General features: G+C 65.3%; 16 protein-coding genes. 11 read left to right on the forward strand and 5 right to left on the reverse strand.

Going from position 1 to position 21,131, the window contains the following annotated elements:
* Window positions 1-20: 20 nt before the first annotated feature.
* A complete protein-coding gene (gene asnB, locus G6N77_RS03275; protein ID WP_165180578.1) occupies window positions 21-2,705 on the reverse strand; it encodes an asparagine synthase (glutamine-hydrolyzing) in 2,685 nt (894 codons plus the stop codon).
* Between the two features lie 159 nt (window positions 2,706-2,864).
* Between asnB and pdxT the strand changes: the two genes are divergently transcribed.
* The 9 genes from pdxT (at window position 2,865) to G6N77_RS03320 (ending at window position 12,767) form a co-directional block, all read left to right on the forward strand.
* Window positions 2,865-3,536 (forward strand): pyridoxal 5'-phosphate synthase glutaminase subunit PdxT, encoded by a 672-nt coding sequence (pdxT, locus tag G6N77_RS03280; RefSeq protein ID WP_306987506.1) that lies wholly within the window; start codon window positions 2,865-2,867, stop codon window positions 3,534-3,536.
* Between the two features lie 2 nt (window positions 3,537-3,538).
* Window positions 3,539-4,294 (forward strand): YebC/PmpR family DNA-binding transcriptional regulator, encoded by a 756-nt coding sequence (locus G6N77_RS03285; protein WP_165180580.1) that lies wholly within the window; start codon window positions 3,539-3,541, stop codon window positions 4,292-4,294.
* A 3-nt stretch (window positions 4,295-4,297) separates the two neighbouring features.
* Window positions 4,298-4,885, forward strand: coding sequence for a crossover junction endodeoxyribonuclease RuvC (gene ruvC / locus G6N77_RS03290; protein ID WP_165180635.1), 588 nt, complete (start codon window positions 4,298-4,300; stop codon window positions 4,883-4,885).
* Between the two features lie 75 nt (window positions 4,886-4,960).
* A complete protein-coding gene (ruvA, locus tag G6N77_RS03295) occupies window positions 4,961-5,596 on the forward strand; it encodes a Holliday junction branch migration protein RuvA (protein WP_165180581.1) in 636 nt (211 codons plus the stop codon).
* Window positions 5,597-5,599: 3 nt separating this feature from the next.
* Window positions 5,600-6,715, forward strand: coding sequence for a Holliday junction branch migration DNA helicase RuvB (gene ruvB / locus G6N77_RS03300; protein WP_240901640.1), 1,116 nt, complete (start codon window positions 5,600-5,602; stop codon window positions 6,713-6,715).
* Window positions 6,716-6,904: 189 nt separating this feature from the next.
* Window positions 6,905-7,354: a preprotein translocase subunit YajC gene (locus G6N77_RS03305; protein WP_306986673.1), complete on the forward strand. Its 450-nt coding sequence runs from the start codon at window positions 6,905-6,907 to the stop codon at window positions 7,352-7,354.
* 94 nt (window positions 7,355-7,448) lie between these two features.
* On the forward strand, window positions 7,449-9,254 hold the full coding sequence (gene secD, locus G6N77_RS03310) for a protein translocase subunit SecD (RefSeq protein ID WP_165180582.1): 1,806 nt from the start codon (window positions 7,449-7,451) through the stop codon (window positions 9,252-9,254).
* Window positions 9,254-10,246, forward strand: coding sequence for a protein translocase subunit SecF (secF, locus tag G6N77_RS03315; protein ID WP_165180583.1), 993 nt, complete (start codon window positions 9,254-9,256; stop codon window positions 10,244-10,246). Before secD ends, secF begins: the two co-directional genes overlap by 1 nt.
* Window positions 10,247-10,505: 259 nt before the next feature.
* Window positions 10,506-12,767, forward strand: a complete 2,262-nt coding sequence (locus G6N77_RS03320; protein WP_306987503.1) for a RelA/SpoT family protein — start codon at window positions 10,506-10,508, stop codon at window positions 12,765-12,767.
* Here G6N77_RS03320 and G6N77_RS03325 read toward each other — a convergent pair.
* From G6N77_RS03325 to G6N77_RS03335, 3 genes are all read right to left on the reverse strand, one after another.
* Entirely contained in the window at window positions 12,764-13,384 is a 621-nt protein-coding gene (locus tag G6N77_RS03325) for a hypothetical protein (RefSeq protein WP_165180585.1), read from the reverse strand. The two genes, G6N77_RS03320 and G6N77_RS03325, sit on opposite strands and share 4 nt — an antisense overlap.
* A gap of 84 nt (window positions 13,385-13,468) precedes the next feature.
* Window positions 13,469-15,001 carry a DUF349 domain-containing protein gene (locus tag G6N77_RS03330; protein ID WP_306986671.1) on the reverse strand — a complete coding sequence of 511 codons (1,533 nt, stop codon included), beginning with the start codon at window positions 14,999-15,001 and terminating at the stop codon, window positions 13,469-13,471.
* Window positions 15,002-15,126: 125 nt separating this feature from the next.
* Window positions 15,127-15,924, reverse strand: coding sequence for a peptidylprolyl isomerase (locus G6N77_RS03335; protein WP_165180587.1), 798 nt, complete (start codon window positions 15,922-15,924; stop codon window positions 15,127-15,129).
* 243 nt (window positions 15,925-16,167) lie between these two features.
* Between G6N77_RS03335 and hisS the strand changes: the two genes are divergently transcribed.
* Together hisS and aspS are read left to right on the forward strand one after the other, a co-directional pair.
* A complete protein-coding gene (hisS, locus tag G6N77_RS03340) occupies window positions 16,168-17,514 on the forward strand; it encodes a histidine--tRNA ligase (RefSeq protein ID WP_165180588.1) in 1,347 nt (448 codons plus the stop codon).
* 341 nt (window positions 17,515-17,855) lie between these two features.
* A complete protein-coding gene (gene aspS, locus G6N77_RS03345) occupies window positions 17,856-19,631 on the forward strand; it encodes an aspartate--tRNA ligase (RefSeq protein WP_165180589.1) in 1,776 nt (591 codons plus the stop codon).
* A 48-nt stretch (window positions 19,632-19,679) separates the two neighbouring features.
* Here the strand turns inward: aspS and G6N77_RS03350 are convergent, their stop codons facing one another.
* Window positions 19,680-20,981 carry a hypothetical protein gene (locus G6N77_RS03350; protein WP_165180590.1) on the reverse strand — a complete coding sequence of 434 codons (1,302 nt, stop codon included), beginning with the start codon at window positions 20,979-20,981 and terminating at the stop codon, window positions 19,680-19,682.
* Between the last annotated feature and the right edge of the window lie 150 nt (window positions 20,982-21,131).

Genomic DNA, 21,131 nt, shown 5'->3' on the forward strand with positions numbered 1-21,131 from the left:
TCCTTCACTGCGGCAGGCGGCTACTTTTGGGTGAAGACCAGGGACATGGGCGTGGTCTCCGTGGTCTGGCCCTGCGGGTTGTCGCGGAAGATGTTTTCCAGGGTTTCCTTGCCCAGCTTGGTGTCGTGTCCCAGGGCCACCACGCCAAGGTCGTTGGCATCCATGATGGCAGTGCCGGCAAACGTCTTGGCGTACTCGGCCGGTACGCTCTCCCTGACGAGCCTGCTCAGGCGGGAGGCGACGCCGTCGGGGTCAAGCGGGGCGTACTTCACCGAGTGGGTGGAGGTCCCCACCTGGTAGCCGGCAGCGCCGTCGATCGCGTTGATGTTGTGGCCCACCACCTCATAGAACACGCCGGACTTGCCCTGCAGCTTGCCGATGACGCTGCGTGCGGACGCGTACATGATGCGCGGCAGCCCCACCTCGTCGATGGCCAATTGCATGGACCAGGGGCTGGCCAGGCCGATTCCCCCGGGGTTGCGGGTGACGAACTTGGAGAAGAAGCGTGCTGCGCCGGAAACCTTGATGTCCCAGACCGGGATGGAGCGGCCCTGGGTCATGGCCACGATCTTTTCCGAGAGGAACAGGTACCACGGGGTGTCTGCGGTGGCGGTGCCGTGGTCGCCGCCGGCTTCCGGCAGCCCGTCAAAGAAGCGCTTCACATAGCTCACGACGGCGGGGTCGAAGTCGGTTTCCTTGTAGAAGACTTCGGTACGCAGCGGATAGCGCCGGAAGGTGCCGGCTGCGCCGGGCAGCACGATGTCGAGCTGCTTGTCGGCATTGGGGATGTAGTCGCTCTTGCCCACGATGCCGGCGAGGACGGGCGGCTCGTCAAAGAACTCGCGCAGCCACAGCTCGGTGTTGATCAGGCGCCAGAACACCATGGTGGAGCCGGCGCTCTTGCCGCTGAGGTACTCCTCAAAGGCGTAGATGACGTGGTCCTGGTTCCAGTACGGGCGGGAGCCGAAGGAAGAGGAAAGGAAGATCTCATAAATCTTTTCCTTCATGAGCGAGAACCACTCGGCTTCGGGTGTGGTGAAGCCGATCTTGTTGCGGCGGTTGCTGATCATCTCCGGCAGAAGTTCGCGGGTGGCATCGCGCAGGATCCGCTTGTTCCAGCCGCCCTTGATGATGGACTCGTCGTCCAGGCTGAAGAGGAACTTCACCACTTCCTTGTCCAGGAACGGCACGCGGCCCTCCAGGGAGAAGCGCATGGTGTTCTTGTCCTCGTAGCGCAGCACGGCCGGCAGTGACTTGTGGAAGAGGTCGTCGATGAGGCGCAGTTTGAGGTTGTCCGGGATGTTGGAGAATTTCTCGGCCTTGTGGGCGGCGACAAACTTTTTGTCCAGCAGCGGGGCAATGCCGGCGTCCTTCTTGAACGTCAGCATGCCCTGGATGCGGAAGCGGGCCAGGCGCAGCAGGATGTCCGCGCTGGAGGCGAGCTCCTTGGCCAGCTTGGCATTCGCACCGCTCTTCTTCAGCTGGCGCAGGTAGGCGAAGTAGTAGGGGATGTAGCCGGCCATCATTTCGTCGGCGCCCTGGCCGTCCAGCAGCACTGTCACGTGCTTGGAGGCTTCACGCATCACCTGGTACTGGGCGTACGGCCCGGAGGAGATGATGGGCTCCTCCATGGTGCGCACAAAGTCCTCCAGGTCAGCCACGAACTCGGAGGCCTGCGGGCGGATCTTGTGGCTGGTGACATTGCCTTCGCAACGGGCCAGGACGGCGTCGGCGTACTTTTCCTCATCGTTGATGGAGTTGGGGAAAATGGCGGAGAACGTCTGCTGCTTGGCGCCGAGGGAATCAGTGGCGGCCGCGTTTTCCTGCATGAGCTTGTTGATGGTGGCCACCACGGCTGACGAGTCCAGGCCTCCGGAGAGGGCCGTTCCAACAGGGACCTCGGACTGCAGGCGCAGGCGCACGCCCTCGGTGAAGCGCTGGCGGTACTCCTCAATGACGGCCGGCGAGTACGGGGTCTCAATCTTGGCGAGCTCCGACAGTTCCTCCTTCAGCCGGGTGTAGGGGCTGACGGTGATGGTGCCGGCCGGTCCTGCTTCGGTGTCCACCGTGCTGAGCACCAGCTTTTCGCCGGGCATGAGCTTGTGGATGCCGGCAAAGAATGTCTCGGCTTCCTCGTCGTGGATCCGGAACTGCAGGTAGCGGAATAGAATCCGCTCATTGACTGCGGCATCGATCTTCCCGGCAGCCAGCAGGGGCTTGATTTCCGAGCCGAACAGCAGCGCGGGGGCTTCGGGCGTGCCGGCGGTGGCGTAGTAGAGGGGCTTGATGCCAAAGTGGTCGCGGGCCAGGACCAGCCGGTTGTTCTTCCGGTCGTGGATGGCGAAGCCAAACATGCCGTTGAACTTGTCGAACGCGGCGTCTCCCCATTCCTCGTACGCCTGCAGCACCACTTCGGTGTCCGACTTGGTGGAGAAGGAGCGCCCCAGGGCCTCGAGCTCGGCCCGCAGGTCAAGGTAGTTGTACACCTCGCCGTTGTAGACCAGCACGGTTTCGCCGTCGGCGCTGAACATGGGTTCCTGGCCGTGGGCCACGTCAATGATGGAAAGCCGGCGGTGGGCCAGTCCCACGTTGCCGTTGGCGTAGATGCCCTCGCCATCGGGGCCGCGGTGCTCAATGCACGCATTCATGGCATGCAGGAGGGTTTCGTCTTCCCCATAACCGTAGTAACCGGCGATTCCGCACATACTTGGTTTACCTCATCTTTAGTACGTCAGTCCTCGCACAATGCTACTTGCTCACGGCCTGCCAGGCGGCCAGGCGGCCCCGCCGGCTGGGCATGTGATGTTGGCGACCCTGGGCCGAACTATGATGGAAAAGTGACTCTCACCGACTTAACCCAGGCAATTTCCACCACCCGCACCCAGCCCCTGATCGGCATTTTGGCCCTCCAGGGCGATGTCCGCGAGCACGCCCGCGCCATTGAGGCCTGCGGGGCCAGGGTGGTGGGGGTCCGGCGCCCCGGCGAGCTGGCGGACCTGGACGGGCTGGTGCTTCCCGGAGGTGAATCCACCACCATCGACAAGCTCACCAGGATTTTTGGCCTGCGCGAGCCGCTGGTGGAGCGCATCCACGGAGGGCTGCCGGTGTATGGCAGCTGCGCCGGCATGATCCTGCTGGCCAACGACATTGCAGACCCGGCGCGCGACATGGACGGGAATCCGCAGCAGACACTGGGCGGCCTGGACATCACGGTGCGGCGCAACGCCTTTGGCCGGCAGGTGGACTCCTTTGAAACGGAGCTGCAATTCAGCGCCCTGGCACGCGCCGGCGAAGCGGACGAACCAGTCCACGCCGTGTTCATCCGGGCACCCTGGGTGGAACGGGTGGGGGGCGCCGTGGAAGTGCTTGCCAGCGTGGAACTGCCCCCGGATGGACAAAACGCTAGGATTGAACCAGAAGTCCGTGCGGTAGCCGTTCGTTCGCAGCACTTGCTGGCCACCTCCTTCCATCCGGAAGTGACGGGTGAGCGCCGCATCCACGAACTTTTTATTCGAATGATTAGAGGAGAAGCGTAACCATGTCAGGCCACTCCAAATGGGCGACCACGAAACACAAAAAAGCCATCATTGACAGCCGCCGTGCCAAGTCGTTCGCCAAACTCATCAAGAACATTGAAGTCGCCGCCCGCATCGGCGGTGCCGACATTGTCGGCAACCCGTCCCTTGAACTTGCCGTCACAAAGGCCAAGAAGACCTCGGTGCCTGCGGACAACATCGAACGGGCCATCAAGCGCGGCGCAGGCCTGCTGGGCGACGCCGTCGACTACCAGACCATCATGTACGAAGGCTACGGCCCCCAGGGCACGGCCATCCTGATCGAGTGCCTCACGGACAACAAAAACCGTGCCGCCTCCGAGGTCCGCCTTGCCGTGGGCCGCAACGGCGGCAACATGGGCGACCCCGGCTCGGTGGCCTACATGTTCACCCGCAAGGGCATCGTGGACCTTCCCAAGAACGGCCTCACCGAGGATGACCTGCTCATGGCCGTGCTGGAAGCCGGGGCCGAGGAGGTCAAGGACGAGGGCGAAACCTTCGAGATCATCTCCGACCCCGCGGACCTTCCCGCCATCCGCACGGCGTTGGCCGAAGCCGGTATCGAGTACGACTCCGACGAGGCCGGCTTTGTCCCCTCCATGCAGGTGGAACTCGATGTCGAGCACGCCCGCAAGTTCATGCGGCTCTATGACGCGCTGGAGGACCTGGACGACGTCCAGAACATCTACTCCAACGCAGACATCAGCGCAGAGGTCCTCGCCCAGCTTGACGAGGACTAGGAACTGCGCGTCCTTGGTGTCGACCCCGGCCTGACCCGCTGCGGGCTGGGCGTGGTGGACGTCGCCGCAAACCGCACGGCCACCATGGTGGCCGTGGGCGTGGTGGGCAGCTCCCACGAACAATCACTGGACGGCCGGCTGCTGGTCATCGCGGAAGCGATCGACCAGTGGCTGGACGCGTTTAAGCCCGACGTGCTGGCGATTGAACGCGTCTTTGCCCAGACCAACCTCAGCACCGTCATGGGCGTGGCCCAGGTGTCCGGTGTGGTCATGGTGGCGGCGGCCCGGCGCCGCATTCCCGTCGCCATGCACACCCCGTCGGAGGTCAAGGCCGCCGTGACCGGCAGCGGCCGTGCGGACAAGGCATCGGTGACGGCCATGGTGGTGCGGATCCTCCGGCTCACCGAGCCCCCGCGCCCGGCTGATGCCGCGGACGCGCTGGCCCTGGCCATTGCCCATGCCTGGCGCAGCGGCAACTCCCTGGCCTCCGGCCCTGAAGGCACGACGGCGGCGCAACAGCTCTGGCGCGACGCTGAGACCCGGGCGAAAACCAAGAAGAACAAAGAAAAGCCGGGCCACGCCTGGCGGTAATTGTTCGGAAGTATGTTCGATAAATATGGTGTAGCTTTGTCTGTAACCAGCCAGGCACACCCCAGGAGCAGTCCCATGATTAGTTTTGTCCGCGGTCCGGTGGCCCACCTCACCCTGGCCCAGGCCGTGATTGACGTCAACGGCGTGGGCATGCTGGTGCACGCCACACCCAAGACGCTCGGCAGCCTCGCGGTGGGGGAAGAGGCCACGCTCACCACTGCCATGATCGTGCGTGAGGACTCCATGACGCTCTACGGCTTTGCCGATGCGGGGGAGCGGGAAGTCTTCGACACCCTGCTGAGCGTCAGCGGCATCGGTCCGCGCCTGGCCCTGGCCATCCTTGCCGTGTTGGAACCGGAGGCCATCAGGCTGGCAGTCTCCGGCGGCGACGGCAAGGCCTTCACGAAGGTCCCGGGCGTCGGGCCCAAGGTGGCCGGGCGCATCGTTTTGGAACTCAAGGGCAAGCTCAAGCCGACGGGTTCCGCCGGTGCCGCCGCACCGGCGTCGAACGCGCCCATGGAATGGAAGGACCAAGTCGTGGCCGCCATGACAAGCCTGGGGTGGAATGAACGGGAGGCGCTCAAGAGCATTGACGCCGCCTTGGCCGCAGAGCCGGAACTGGCCGAAAGCCCGCAGGTGCCGGCCATTCTCCGCGCCACCCTCCGCTGGCTGGGCCAGGACAATTCCCGCACCGCAAGCCGGGTGCGTTAGGCCATGGAACAAGCGCAGGGCGCCGGCCTGCCCGGCCAGATCAGCCTGGGGGCCGCCGCGCGCACCCCCGCACCCCCGTCGGGGCTGGCGGCCGCGGCCGAACCCGAGGAACGGGAGCTCGAGGCGGCACTGCGGCCCAAAACCCTTGACGACTTTGTAGGCCAGGAACGGGTGCGCAAGCAGCTGGCCCTGGTCCTGGCGGCCTCCAGGATCCGTGGCCGCAGCGCGGACCACGTGCTCATGTCCGGACCCCCCGGCTTGGGCAAGACCACCCTCGCCATGATCATCGCCTCGGAGATGAATGCGCCCCTGCGCATCAGCTCAGGCCCTGCCATCCAGCATGCCGGCGACCTTGCCGCCATCCTCTCCTCCCTGACCGAGGGGGAGGTCTTGTTCCTGGATGAAATCCACCGCATGTCCCGGCCGGCAGAGGAAATGCTTTACATGGCCATGGAAGACTACCGTGTGGACATCATTGTCGGCAAGGGTGCCGGAGCCACCGCCATTCCGCTGGAGCTGCCACCCTTCACCCTGGTGGGCGCCACCACCCGCGCCGGACTCCTGCCCGGTCCACTGCGGGACCGCTTCGGATTTACCGGGCACCTGGAGTTCTACTCGGTGGCCGAGCTGGAACTGGTCCTCCGGAGGTCGGCCGGCATGCTTGACCTCAAGCTGACCAGCGCCGGATTCGCCGAAATTGCCGGGCGCTCCCGCGGCACGCCCCGCATCGCGAACCGGCTGCTGCGGCGAGTGCGCGACTGGGCCCTGGTGCACGGGATTGAAACCATTGACACAAGCACGGCGTCGGCTGCACTGGACATGTACGAGGTGGATGCGCGCGGGCTGGACCGGCTTGACCGTTCCGTGCTGGAGGCCCTGGTCAACAAGTTCAACGGCGGGCCGGTGGGCTTGTCCACCCTCGCCATCGCCGTGGGCGAGGAACCGGAAACCGTGGAAACCGTGGCTGAGCCTTTCCTGGTCCGCGAGGGGCTCCTGGGGCGCACCCCCCGCGGGCGGATCGCCATGCCGGCCGCCTGGGACCATCTGGGCCTGCGGATGCCAGGGAATGCCGTGGCTGCGGCCATGCTGCCCTTCGATGAGGATGACATCGACGACTAAGCTGTGGGCGATCAGCCACGTCCGCGGGCGCCCCCAGGAGGGGATTCACCGTTCGGGGGCCGTGGATCGGACCCCGTGGGCGGATTTTTGACCGCACGCCCAGCTTTACCCCCTAGACTGGTATGACGCCCGGCACGTTCTTCGCGGCCCGGCACCAACTGTTGACTTATCTGAAATGGAACCTTCGCTGTGACTGTGAGTAGCATTCTCGCCGCCGACCAGGCCGCCGCCGCGCCAGGTGGCGGCTTCATGAATTACATCTTGTTCGCCCTGTTTGGTGTGCTCATCCTCATGATGATCCGCAAGTCGCGCAAGACCAAGGCTGCTGCGCAGGAAAAGCAGTCCAAGCTGGCCCCCGGCGTGGACATCATGACGAACTTTGGCCTCTTTGGGCACGTGAAGGATGTCGACCAGGCGAACAACAAGATCAAGCTGGAAATCAGCCCCGGCGTCATTGTTGAAGTGCACAGCCAGACTGTCGCCAAGATTGTCGAGCCCGAGGACACCGCCCTGCCCGAGGAATCCATTCCGGACGATGTCTCCTCCCTGACCGGGGGATTGGGAAACCGGGACGCCAGCCAGGAAACCGTCGAGGAGACCGTGGCGCGCTTGAACAAAGAAAACAATAAAGACAACTAGGCTTACTCGAGTTTGGCGCTGCTGCAGCAAAGCGATTTGCTGCGGCAGCATTGCCATGTTCATAACTCCCGTGACCCAATAGAAGGATCCCTTGATGGCACGAACCGGCCCGACGTCCAAGGCCCGCAGAACCCTGCTCTGGCTTGCGGCGCTCATAATTGTTTGCATTTTGGCAGTGAGCGGCGGTGTGCTCAACGGTGCCGCTTCGTGGATGCCGAAGCTCGGACTGGACCTTGAGGGCGGCACCGAAATGATCCTTTCCCCGAAGGTGGAGGGGAATGCCGCCATCTCGGCGGACCAGCTGAACCAGGCCGTCTCCATCATCCGCCAGCGCGTGGACGGTTCGGGCGTCTCCGAAGCACAGATCGCCACCGAGGGCGGGCGCAACGTGGTGGTGCAGATGCCGGGCAAGCCCACCGACGAACAGCGCAACCTCATCAAGGCCTCCGCCAACATGAACTTCCGTGCCGTCATTGTCTCCAGCAACGCCCCCTCACCGGCGGTCCCGCTTGCGCAGCAGACGCCGGCGGACAAGCTGAGCACGTTTGTGGCCGCCAACGTCCTCACGCCGAACCCGGACCCGAAGGCCGCTCCCGCCAACGACAGCGATTCCAACTGGATCACCGCGGCGCTCATGAAACAATATGAGAGCACCAGCTGTGTGGCCCCCATCACCGAACTGCCGGCCAATACCGACCCCGCCAAGCCGACCGTGGCGTGTGAGCCGGGCACGGGTGTCAAGTACATCCTTGGCCCCGTTGAAATCCCCGGAAAATGGATCAACACCGCCTCCTATGGATTGCAGTCCGGCGCGCAGGGCGTCACCACGAACACCTGGGCCGTCCAGCTGACCCTGAACAAGCCGGAAGGCTCCACGGCGTTCAAGACCGTCACCCAGCGCCTCAACTCGAAGTACCTGGTCAATCCCAATGATCCCCAGGCCCGCTTCGCCATCGTGCTCGACGGCAACGTCATTTCCGCCCCGGCCTCCATGGCCGTCATCACGGACGGGCAGTCCTCCATTACGGGCAACTTCACGGAGGCCAGCGCCAAGGCCCTGGCCGACCAGTTGAAGTTCGGCGCCCTTCCCATTAGCTTCAACATCCAGTCCGAACAGCAGATCTCGGCCACGCTGGGTCTCCAGCAGCTGGAAATGGGCCTCCTGGCCGGTCTCATCGGCCTGGGCCTGGTGGTCATCTACTCCCTGTTCCAATACCGGGCACTCGGTTTTGTCACGATCCTCTCCCTGGTGATTGCAGGCGGCCTGACGTACCTGGCCATCATCCTGCTCGGCTGGGGCGAAAACTACCGCCTGTCCCTCGCCGGCGTCGCCGGCATCATCGTCTCCATCGGGCAGACGGCGGACTCCTTCATCGTCTACTTTGAACGTGTCAGGGACGAGTTGCGTGACGGTCGCGGCCTGGTGGCCGCCGTCGACAATGGCTGGTTGCGTGCCAAGCGCACCATCCTGGCCTCCAAGGCCGTCAACATCCTGGCTTCCCTGGTCCTGTACTTTGTGTCCGTGGGCAACGTGAAGGGCTTCGCGTTCACCCTGGGCCTGACCGCCGTGGCCGACCTCATCGTGGTCTTCATGTTTACGCACCCCACCCTGCTGCTGCTTGCGCGCACCAAGTTCTTCGGCGAAGGCCACCACTTCTCGGGCCTGGACCCGAAGCAGCTCGGCGCGGTGCCGCTGTACCGTGGCGCGGGACGCATCCGCACACCGGAAGAGTCGCTGGCAGTGGCCAAGGGCAAGAACGCCAAGGCTGCCGGCGAGGCCGAACGCCGCCAGACGATTGCCGAACGGCGGCTTGCCGCCAAGGAAGCTGAAATGGTGGGCAGCCGCGGAGCGGGAGCCGCCAAGTCCGAGTCCTCCGACGACTCCAAGGAGAACAACTAATGAAAAGCTTCGCTACCTTTGGCAATGAGCTTTACACGGGCGAGCGATCCTACGAGTTTGTGGGAAAGCGCAACATCTGGTTCGCCATCACCGGCGTGGCCGTGCTGCTCTCGATCCTGGTTCCCATCCTGGTGGGCGGCTTCAACTTCGGCATTGAGTTCCGCGGCGGCTCGCAGTTCACCGTCTCCGACGTTGCCCACACCGACGTTTCGATCGGTGAGAGGGCAGTCTCGGCTGCCATTCCGGGGCAGGTGGCCGTGGTGACCAATGTGGCCGGAAACACCATGCAGGTCCAGACCGACCAGCTTTCCGATGACCAGACCATCAAGGTCAAGGACGCACTCAAGACGGCGTACGGGGTCACCGAAAACCAGATCACGTCCACGTTTGTCGGGCCGACCTGGGGCCAGGACGTGTCCAGGCAGGCCATCATCGGCTTCGTGGTGTTTGTGCTGCTGGCCACCGTATTGATGGCCCTGTATTTCCGCACGTGGCGCATGTCGATTGCCGCCACGATAGGCCTGCTGGTGGTCATGGTGGTCACGGCGGGCTTCTACGGCGCCTCCCGGTTTGAGGTGACGCCGTCGGCCATCATTGGCTTCCTGACCATCCTCAGCTACTCGCTGTACGACACAGTGGTGGTGTTCGACAAGATCCGGGAAAACACCGCGGACATATCCTCCTCCACGCGAAGAACCTTTGGGGAGGAAGTGAACCTGGCCGTGAACCAGACGCTGGTCCGTTCCATCAACACCATGATGGTGGCCGTGCTCCCCGTGGGCTCGATTCTGTTCATCGGTGCCTTGCTGCTGGGCGCGGGAACGCTGCGCGACCTGTCACTGGCCTTGTTCATCGGCATTATTGTCAGTACCTTCTCCACTGTTTTCGTTGCCGCCCCTGTGTATTCATGGCTGCGCGAGAAGGAGCCGGAGCTGGTCAAGCAGGCCAAGAAGGTGGCCAGCCGCCGTTCGGCTGAGGCCGTTAACGCCTGAGTCAGCTGCAGGCCCCGTTCCAGGGGCCCGCGGAAGGGCCGTGGGGGATGCATGCATCCGCCCCGCGGCCCTTTGGTTTTTGGTCATGGGTGCCGGCACGCCGGGATTACACTAGGTAAATGCCCGGTGTGGCGGTGTCGGGCAAGGGATTCGAGGGAGGCAATGCGCTGTGAGTGACCAATCACCCCCTCATGAGCTTTTGGCCGGAGTTCCCGGGGACGGCAAGGACGACGGCGGCGCCCAGCCGGCCAGGCACCCCGTGGAGGTGCGGCCCACATTTCCCGGCCGCCGTGAGCGCACCCGCTCGCGCCTGGCGCGGCTGACGGGCTGGAACACTGAAACGCATTCACCCATACTTGAACCGTTGTTGCGGATTGTGCGGGCCAACAACCCCAAGGAAGACTTCGACCTCATCCAGCGGGCCTTTGCCGTGGCCGAAAAGTACCACGAAGGCCAAAAGCGCAAAAGCGGCGACCCCTACATCACCCATCCGGTGGCCGTGGCCACCATCCTGGCCGAACTGGGCATGAGCGGGCCCACCTTGGCCGCGGCCCTGCTCCACGACACCGTCGAAGACACCCCGTACACCCTGGATGAACTGCGCCGGGACTTCAGCGATGAAATTGCCATGCTGGTTGACGGGGTCACCAAGCTGGACAAGGTGGAGTTTGGCGACACGGCCCAGGCGGAGACTGTCCGCAAAATGGTCATTGCCATGGCCAAGGACATCCGCGTGCTGGTGATCAAGCTGGCCGACAGGCTGCACAATGCACGCACCTGGCGGTTTGTCTCCGCGGAATCCTCCGGCCGCAAGGCGCGCGAGACCCTCGACATTTTTGCCCCGCTGGCCCACCGCCTGGGCATGAACACCATCAAGTGGGAGCTGGAGGACCTTTCCTTCGCCGCGCTGTACCCGAAGGTGTATGAGGAACTAGTCCGCATGGTCCAGGACCGTTCCCCCGAGCGTGAAAAGCAGCTTGGCGCCATCCGCCGGCAAATTGCCGATGACCTCAGGGTTGCGAAGATCAAGGCTGAAATCACCGGCCGGCCCAAGCATTACTATTCCGTGTACCAAAAAATGGTGCAGCGGGCCAAGGACTTTGACGACATCAATGACTTGATGGGCGTGCGCGTGCTGGTGGACACGGTGCGGGACTGTTATGCCGCACTGGGCACCGTCCATGCCCGCTGGAACCCGCTGCCCGGCCGGTTCAAGGACTACATCGCCATGCCGAAGTTCAACATGTACCAGTCGCTGCACACCACGGTGATCGGCCCGGACGGCAAATCGGTGGAGATTCAAATCCGCACGCATGAAATGCACCAACGGGCCGAATACGGGGTTGCCGCCCACTGGAAGTACAAGACCGGCAGCAAGAACCCGGTGTCCGGCCAGGAGGACATGAACTGGCTGCGCACGCTGGTGGACTGGCAGCAGGAGACGTCAGACCCCAACGAGTTCCTCGACTCGCTGCGGTACGAGATGAACGCCCGCGAAGTGTTTGTCTACACGCCCAGGGGGCAGGTCATTGCCCTGCCTGCCGGGTCCACGCCGGTGGACTTCGCCTACGCCGTGCACACAGAGGTGGGCCACCGCACCGTGGGGGCCCGCGTCAACGGCAAGCTGGTGCCGCTGAACAGCGAGCTCGAACATGGCGACACGGTGGAGATCTTCACGTCCAAGGCCGAAGGTGCCGGGCCCAGCCAGGACTGGCAAAACTTTGTCAAGAGTGCTCGGGCGCGGAACAAGATCCGGCAGTGGTTCAGCAAGGAACGCCGCGAAGAGTCCATTGAAAAGGGCAAGGAACTGCTGACCAAGGCAATGCGCAAGCAGAACCTTCCCCTGCAGAAAATGATGACCCACGACGTCCTCATGGCCGTCACCCAACACTTTCGCTATGTGGACATTGCCGGGCTGTACGCGGCCGTGGGCGACGGCCACACCTCGGCGCAGTCCGTCGTCGAACGCCTCGTGGACGTCCTGGGGGTCAGTGACGACATCGAGGACGCGGCGCCCCCGCTGGACACTCACGTCTCCAACACCCGCTCCAGGGTCTCCGATTCAGGGGTCATCGTGCACGGCGTGGGCGAGGTGCTGGTGAAGCTGGCGCGCTGCTGCACCCCCGTGCCGCCGGACCCCATTGCCGGTTACGTCACCAAGGGGTCGGGGGTCTCGGTGCACCGGGAGGACTGCCCCAACCTGATCCACCTGAAGAATGAACCCGACAAGCTGGTGGAGGTGGAATGGGCGCCCACGCAGTCAGGTGTGTTCCTGGTGGAGATCCAGGTCGAGGCGCTTGACCGCAAGAGCCTTTTGTCCGACGTCACCCGGGTCCTGTCCGAAAGCCACGTCAACATCCTGGCCGCCAGCGTGAACACCTCACGCGACCGGGTGGCGCTCTCCCGCTTCGCCTTCGAAATGGGGGACCCGAAGTACCTGCACCACGTACTGAATGCCGTGCGTCGCATTGACGGGGTCTATGACGTCTACCGGACGTCCGGTTCGCAACGCAGGAACTAGGCAAGGGCGCCGCCTTCCGTGGCAGCTTGTCCCCATGCACGGCCGCCAGCGAGCATGTCGTCGATGAGCTCCAGCGCACGGCGCTTACCGGGAACGTGGGAGGCTGCCGCCACGGCCGCCCTGATTCGCCCCAGCGGGCAGTTCAGGGATGCACTGGACGCCAGGGACCAGAGCGTGGCCGTGGCCAATTCGGCCGATTCAGTGACGGCCACATCAACTGCCGTGCGCAGCGCGCAGGTGACCTGCGCGCCGCCCAGGCGTTCGACGTCGAGCGGATCCAGCCGGACTTCGTGCAGGCTGCAGCCGCTTCGGGCCGGCAGGGCACTGCTGCGGTGCCCGCTGCTGATCAGCAGGCACACAATGGCCGGCCGCGGGGCGCAGCCGTAGACCCAGGCAGCCGACATCCGGCCCAGGGCCGCCCGCCCCGCCAGGTTGTCCGGCACCAGGCTGGCCATGGCGGCCGCCCTCAGCGCCGGGGTCTCCGGCTCGGCGACCGAACGGAAGGCCTGGCCGAACACCGGCACCACCACATGGTCCAGCACCATGGCGCACAGCTCAGGCACCTCGAACTCGCAGCCGGGGGAGAGGATGCCGAATGCTTCCTGGGGATCACTCATGCCTACAGCTTGCACGCCCATGAGGGCACATAAAAGGCCCCTGGGCCGGATTGTGGACAACCCGGCCCGGGGGCCCATTGTTTGCTAGGAGAAGTCTTCGGCTGCCTTGCGAATCTGCTCCAGCCACAGTTCGCGGGCGGCCAGGGCCTCCTGGGCCTTGGCGACCTTGCGGGCGTCTCCGGCCAGTTCGGCGGCTGACAACTCGTCCCGCAGCCCCGCGATGGTCGCCTCGAGCTGGCTCAGTGCGCTGCTGGTGCGGGCCTTGGCTTCCGGGTCGCTGCGGCGCCAGTTGTCCTCGTCGGCGGCGCGGACGGCGTCCTCCACCTTGCGCAGCCCTGCCTCGATGCGCTGCATGTCGGCACGGGGAACCTTGCCGGCCTCTTCCCAGCGGTCGCGGATGGACTGCAGCGCCTTCTTGGTGGCGGTCAGGTCCTTGACGGGGAGCAGGGCCTGGGCCTCGGCGACAAGTGCCTCCTTGACCACCAGGTTGGCACCAAACTCCTCATCCAGGGCCGCGTTGGCATTCTGGCGTGCCGTGAAGAACTTGTCCTGGGCCGCGCGGAAGCGGTTCCACAGGGCGTCGTCGTCCTTGCGGCTGGCCCGCGGGGACGCCTTCCACTGGTCCATGAGCTGGCGGTATTCGCCGGCGGCATGGCCCCAGTCGGTGGAGGTGGAAAGGTCCTCGGCCGCCTTGATCAAGGCTTCCTTGGCAGTCTTTGCGGAGGCGTTGTTATTGTCCAGCTGGGAGAAGTAGGCGCGGCGGTGGCGGTCGAAGACCGTCCGGGCTGCCCGGAAGCGCTTCCACAGCCCCTCCTCCGTGGCGCGGCCCAGGCGGATGCCCGTCTTCTGCGCCTGCTTCCACGATTCAAAGAGTTCATTCATGCGGGCACTGCTGACCTTCCACAGGATTGCGGAAGGGTCTTCGCCGGCGATCGTTTCAGCCTCGGCCACGATGGCTTCGCGGGCTGCCAGCTCCACGCTGCGCGCGGCTTCATGGGAGGCACGCTCGGCGCCTTGGAGAGCCTTGATGCTTTCCGACAGGGCGTCCAGCCGGGCCAGCGCGGCCGCAACGTCGCCCACCGAGGTCCGCTCACCGAGCTGGTCGCGCAGGTGACTGAGTGTCTTGTTCATGTCCGCGGTGGGTGCCTTGGCTTCGACACGCTGTTCCAGCAGGGTCAGCTGGGCGGTGATGTCCTCGAACTTGCGGGCAAAGTAGGCCAGGGCCTCATCCTTGCTGGCGCCGGGGTACTGGCCCACGGGGAATTCTTCGCCGTTCAGGAGCAGGAAGACTGTGCCGTCATCTTCGGCACGGCCAAACTTGGCGGCTTCTTCCAGGTCCACGGCCGGCGGCGCAGCCGGAGCGGGTGCCGGTGCGGCAAGGGGAGCAGCGGCCGGGGCCTTGGGACGGGCCGCGAAGGCTGCCGGCGAGGGCGCGGGAGCTGATGGCAACGGAGCCGATGGAGCTGCATCGGGCGCCGACTGCCCGGCGGGGGCCTCGGCCGCAGGAGCCTCGGGGGCCTCAGGGGCCTCGGCCGCAGGGGCTGTGACGGTGGAATCGTCAATGCCCTGTTCAGTGAGTGTGGCCGTTGTTTCGTCGGATTCTTGACTGTGTGTCACCGCTAAAAGTCTTTCGCGTCGAGGGAAATCTGGCAGGTCTGTGGTGCAGTTCGATGTGGCCGGCATCGAGGGTGCTGCCAACCGGTGCTTCGCATGCGCCGCCCGGGTGGTGGGGCCATTCGTGATTACTTCAGCGTAAGCGAGTCTATCGTGACCTTTGTCTTGGGTGCACCGTCAGTGGCCCCGCCCGCGCCCGGGGTGATGCCGCCGGCGGCGATTTTCGTCACCACGTCCAGGCCGCTGGTCACCTTGCCGACAATCGTGTAACCGCCGGTGTCCTGGGGGAGGATGGTGTCCTTGAACGTGATGAAGAACTGGGTGCCGTTGGAATAGGTGCTGGAGCCCCGTGCCACGGCAATGGTCCCGGCAGGGTACTTCCCGTCGGCCGGCGAGTTCTCCACCGGCCCCCACTGGTAGTTGGGGTCCCCGTTGCCGTCGCCCTTGAGGGAGCCGCACTGGAGCACGCCAAAGTTGGCCGCATCGGCGAGCCGGTGGCAGACCTTGCCGTTCATGAACTTGCTGTCCGCCAGGGACTTGAACACGGCAGCCGCCTGGGGGGCCTTGGTGCCGTCAAACTCCACTCCCAGGGGCTGGCCGTTGAGCGTCAGCGTTCCCGTGAAGACCTTGCCCGCAGCCGTGTCGGCCTTCGGAACCGTGGGGCTGTTCGTTTGGGCCGGCGCGGCAGTGGGGGACGCGCTGGAGGTGGCGGAGGGATTGTCGGTGGCAGCGGCGTCGTTCCTGGAACCGGAAAAAACCGTCAGGGCCAGGACGACGGCGACGCCGACGGCGACCACCATGGCCGCTGCGGCGATCAGGTTGTCCCGCTTGCGGCGTGCCAGCCCGTCCTGGTGCATGCGCTGGTTCGCCTGCATCCGGGCCACGCGTGCCTTGGCCTCACGGTCGTCCTTTTTACTGTTAGCCAACGCTGACTCTCTTTTCACTTCTTCACGGTCCGGGCGCAAGCCGCGGGAACCCGGCGGGGACAAGTTGGGGCGGCCCGCGAAATCTTATAAAATGGCAGCCGGATGCCAGTTTACCCATGTATTTGATTTACCGATGCGTGCGTGGCACCGTGCACTTCACACCATCACTTTTCCCTGTACCAGCCCCTGCCGCGCCAAACCGTGGCGGGATCGGTGCGCAGGCATGTAAGGAGAGCCCCACCCATGGCCCGCAACGCCTCCCTGTCAGGTTTCCACGAGTGGCTGCCGCAGGAGCGGCTGGTGGAGCAGCATGTGCTGGACACGCTGCGCCGCACCTTTGAACTGCACGGCTTCAGTTCCGTGGAAACACGGGCCGTGGAAACCGTGGGGCAGCTGCTGCGCAAGGGCGAGATCGACAAGGAGGTGTATGCCCTTTCCCGCCTCCAGGACGACGACGGCAATGCTGCCGCGAGTGCCAAGGCCGACCCAAGCCAGCTGGCCCTGCACTTTGACCTGACCGTGCCGTTTGCCCGCTACGTGGTGGAAAACGCCGGCTACCTTTCCTTCCCTTTCCGCCGCTACCAGATCCAGAAGGTGTGGCGCGGCGAGCGCCCCCAGGAAGGACGGGCCCGCGAGTTTACGCAGGCTGACATTGACGTGGTGGCCGACGGCGAGCTGCCCTTCCGCTACGACGTGGAGCTGGCGCTGGTCATTGCCGAGGCGCTTTCGGCCCTGCCCATACCTGCCTTCAAGCTCCGCATCAACAACCGCAAGCTCGCCGAAGGCTTCTACCGCGGCATTGGCCTGGAGGACACCGCCGGCGTGCTGCGCAGCATTGACAAGCTGGAAAAGATCGGCGCGGACAAGGTGGCGGAACTGCTCCAGACGGAGCTGGGTGCCACCGCGGAGCAGGCCGCCAAGGCCCTTGCCCTGGCCTCCATCCGCACGGAGGACACTTCCTTCGTGGGCCAGGTGCGCGCCCTTGGCGTGAGCAACGAGCTCATGGAGGAGGGCCTGAATGAACTGGAGCAGGTCATCGCCGCGGCCGTGAAGAGCGCCCCGGGCTCCGTGGTCGCGGACCTCTCCATTGCCCGCGGCCTGGACTACTACACGGGCACCGTCTACGAAACCGTGCTGGTGGGCCACGAACAGCTCGGCTCCATCTGCTCCGGCGGGCGGTACGACGCCCTGGCGTCCAAGGGCAGCCGCAAGTTCCCCGGCGTCGGGCTGTCCATCGGGGTGACCCGGCTGGTTTCGCGCATCCTCAGCCAGGAGTTCGCCACTGCCTCCCGCAGCGTCCCCACGGCGGTGCTGGTCACCCTGGCGGACGACGACAGCTGGACCTCGGCCCAGGAAGTTGCCGCCGCGCTGCGCGCCCGCGGGATCTCCACCGAGGTGGCGGCCAAGGCGGACAAGTTCGGCAAGCAGATCAAGTACGCCGACAAGCGCGGCATCCCGTTCGTCTGGTTCACCGATGACGACGGCGCCCACCAGGTCAAGGACATCCGTTCCGGCGAGCAGCTGCCCGCCGATCCGAATTCCTGGATGCCGCCGGCCGAGGACCTCAAGCCGCAAATCCTCACGGCGTAGTCGGCGCCCCTTGGTCACCTAACGGGGCAGGCCCGGCATTTTTCCGGCGACTATCCGCCGCGTCGGCCGCGGGCGGCCTTTGGCGTCTCCTTTACGTCGCCTACAAAAAATGCCGGCTCCTGCCCCTGCGGGCACGTCACCACCGCCCGTCGGACCAAGGCGCCGGAGCCGCCGTTTTTCTAGCCCGGCGTAAAGGAGACGGAGGCCGCCCGCGGCCGATCGTCGGATAGCCGGGCGGGAAACGGCGGTCCGGCGCAGCCACGGTAAACTTCTAGACAAATCACTTTGCGTCACTTTGCGGCCGCATTCGCGGGCCGTTCACCACCATTGAAAGGAATGCTGTGCTGCGCACACATGACCTGGGCTCCTTGCGGGCTGAACACATTGGACAGACCGTAACCCTTGCCGGGTGGGTCGCCCGCCGGCGCGACCATGGCGGTGTTGCGTTCCTTGACTTGCGTGATGCCTCGGGCGTGTCGCAGATCGTGGTGCGCGAAGAAGACGTGTTCCATGCGCTGCGCAACGAATATGTGCTCAAGGTCACGGGCACCGTCTCCCGCCGCCCCGAAGGCAATGAAAACCCGGCCCTCGCCACGGGTGAGATCGAAGTGGTGGCGGATGACGTCGTCGTGCTTAACGAAGCGGCGCCCCTGCCGTTCCAGGTGGATGAGCACGTGGAGGTGGGTGAGGAGGCGCGCCTGAAGCACCGGTACCTGGACCTGCGCCGGCCGGCCATGCAGCGCAACCTGCGCCTGCGCTCGGAAGCCAACCGCGTGGCCCGCGAGCTGCTGCACGAGCAGGGCTACGTGGAGATCGAGACGCCCACGCTGACCCGTTCGACGCCGGAAGGAGCCCGTGACTTCCTGGTTCCCGCCCGCCTGGCGCCCGGGTCCTGGTACGCCCTGCCGCAGTCCCCGCAGCTGTTCAAGCAGCTGCTGCAGGTGGGCGGCTTTGAGAAGTACTACCAGATCGCCCGCTGCTACCGCGACGAGGACTTCCGCGCCGACCGCCAGCCGGAGTTCACCCAGCTGGACATCGAGGCCAGCTTTGTGGACCAGGATGACATCATCGCCCTGGGCGAGAAGATCGTCGCCGCCCTGTGGAAGCTGATTGACGTTGAGATCCCCACGCCGATCCGGCGCATGACGTACCGCGACGCCATGGCCCGCTACGGTTCGGACAAGCCGGACCTGCGCTTCGGCCTGGAACTGACCGACCTGACGGAATTCTTCAAGGACACCAATTTCGGCGTGTTCAAGGCCCCCTACGTGGGTGCCGTGGTCATGCCCGGCGGGGCCGCCCAGCCGCGCCGCCAGCTGGATGCCTGGCAGGAATGGGCCAAGCAGCGCGGTGCCAAGGGCCTGGCCTATGTCCTGTTCAAAGACGACGGCGAGCTGGCCGGCCCCGTGGCCAAGAACCTGACGGACACCGAGCGTGCCGGCCTGGCCGGCGCCGTGGGCGCTAAGCCCGGCGACTGCATCTTCTTCGCCGCCGGCGAGGTCAACCCGTCCCGCGCACTGCTCGGTGCTGCCCGCGTGGAGATCGGCCACCGCACAGGCCTCATCGACCCCAAGGACTGGGCCTTCGTGTGGGTTGTCGACGCGCCGATGTTTGAGCGTGCGGCGGACGCCGTGGCTTCAGGCGACGTCGCAGTGGGCAGCGGGCAGTGGACGGCAGTGCACCACGCGTTCACGTCCCCGAAGCCTGAGTTCCTGGACACCTTTGACAAGGACCCGGAGAGCGCCTTGTCCTACGCCTACGACATCGTGTGCAACGGCAACGAAATTGGCGGCGGTTCCATCCGCATCCACCAGCGCGACGTCCAGGAGCGGGTCTTTGAACTCATGGGACTGGACAAGGAGTCCGCCCAGACCAAGTTCGGCTTCCTCCTCGAAGGCTTCAAGTTCGGCGCCCCGCCGCACGGCGGCATCGCCATCGGCTGGGACCGTGCGGTGTCCCTGCTGGCCGGCGTTGACTCCATCCGCGACGTCATTGCCTTCCCGAAGTCCGGCGGCGGCTACGACCCCCTGACCGCGGCCCCGGCCCCCATCACTGCCCAGCAGCGCAAGGAAGCCGGCGTGGACTTCAAGCCGGAGGCCAAGCCCGAAGCCAAATAGCAAAAGCCGGGAATGCCGGCCTCCCGCGGGGAGGCCGGCATTCCGTCCTTAACGGCCTTCCATGGTGAGTCCGGCGATGGCCGCGGCCAGTGCCGGGACAGCCCGGACGACGTCGGACGCGTCACCCGCCGCCGTGACCTTGCCGCCCACGGTGATCGAATCCAGCTCGCCTTCCAGCTCCATGGCCGGCACTCCGGCGCCCTCGGTGCGCACGTTTCCGCCAATGCTTGCCGTTCCGATGCGGCCTCCGGGCTTGATGCTCAGCGCAATGGCGGACAGGGGGAGCAGCACGCCCTTGACCAGGGATTCGCCCATGCCGCCCTCGGTGCGCAAGTCGCCGCGGATGGTCAGCGCCGGCAGGTCCCGGCTGACCTGCACGCCCACGGAACCGTCGCCGTGGGTCGTGATGGAGTCGAACACGGCCTCGCGCAGGGAGCCGTCGTAGACATTGAAGCCGCGCGCGCCGAGGCCATAGGTCTCCACCGGTGCGTCAACCGTCAGGACTCCGATGTCGCCAAAGTTCACAAAGCCGATCCCGCTGGGCCCCCACGACGTCACGGCGCCGCGGGCATTCCATGCGGTGACGGCGCCCCAGTTGTCCAAGACCATGTCATTTTGGCCGTAGGTGGTGGTGGTGCCCAGGTTGCGCACCTCGGCAACATTGGCCCCGCTGATGACAAATACGCCGCCGCTGATCAGGTCCGGCGTGCCGGGGGCGATGCCGCCGTTGGAGAACACGTCCACAGTGCTGAGCAGTTCAACGTCGATGGTGCCGCCGTCGGCCTTCCCCGCGGTGTCACCGTGCCCGCCGACAAAAACGCCGCTCCCATGGACGGGTTCCGCGGCGCTGCCGGCGGAGATGCGTTCAAGCCGGGCCGTGAGCCTCACGGCGGCATCGGCCTGGCGGTTCCACACCGTAAAGGCGCCCTGCAGGGCCTCCACGCCGAAGCCGGTGGGGCGGTGGAAGCGCCCGCGCGTGTCCGCTGCGGTGACGTGGACGCCGTCGGCCTCAATGCGGCCCGCCCGGACATTGTTGTCGGCGGCGAGGTACACCTGTCCGGTGGTGGTGACATTGGCCAGGGCCAGGGTGCCAAGGTCCGGCACGGACGTGTCGTTGTAGATGGCCACCTCGTGCGGTGACGTGGTGATGGTGGTGTCCTGCACGGTGTTGTCGCTGGTGAGGCGCAGGCCCTTCGCGCCGAAGGTGAGTTCGCCGCCGCGCAACTTCGTTCCGGGCGGCAAGGTCACGGATGGCATGCCCTTGAGGCGGCCGATCACTTCAATGTTGGCGGCGCCCGAGGCGAGGGCCTGGGTGAGAGCGCCGGCGCTTGTTACTTGTGTCCGTCCCATTGCTGAACCACCATTTCCGAAGACGATTCCGAACCGGCACCCGGACAGCCGTGGGCACCTGAATGAGACTGTAGCCCCGTTTTCCGGTGCCGTGCAGCTTTTTCGGAGGACATTTTTCCGCCGCGCCATTCCTGTCAAGCGACGCAGTGT

Source organism: Arthrobacter silviterrae (assembly GCF_011045165.1).
Taxonomy (GTDB): domain Bacteria; phylum Actinomycetota; class Actinomycetes; order Actinomycetales; family Micrococcaceae; genus Specibacter; species Specibacter silviterrae.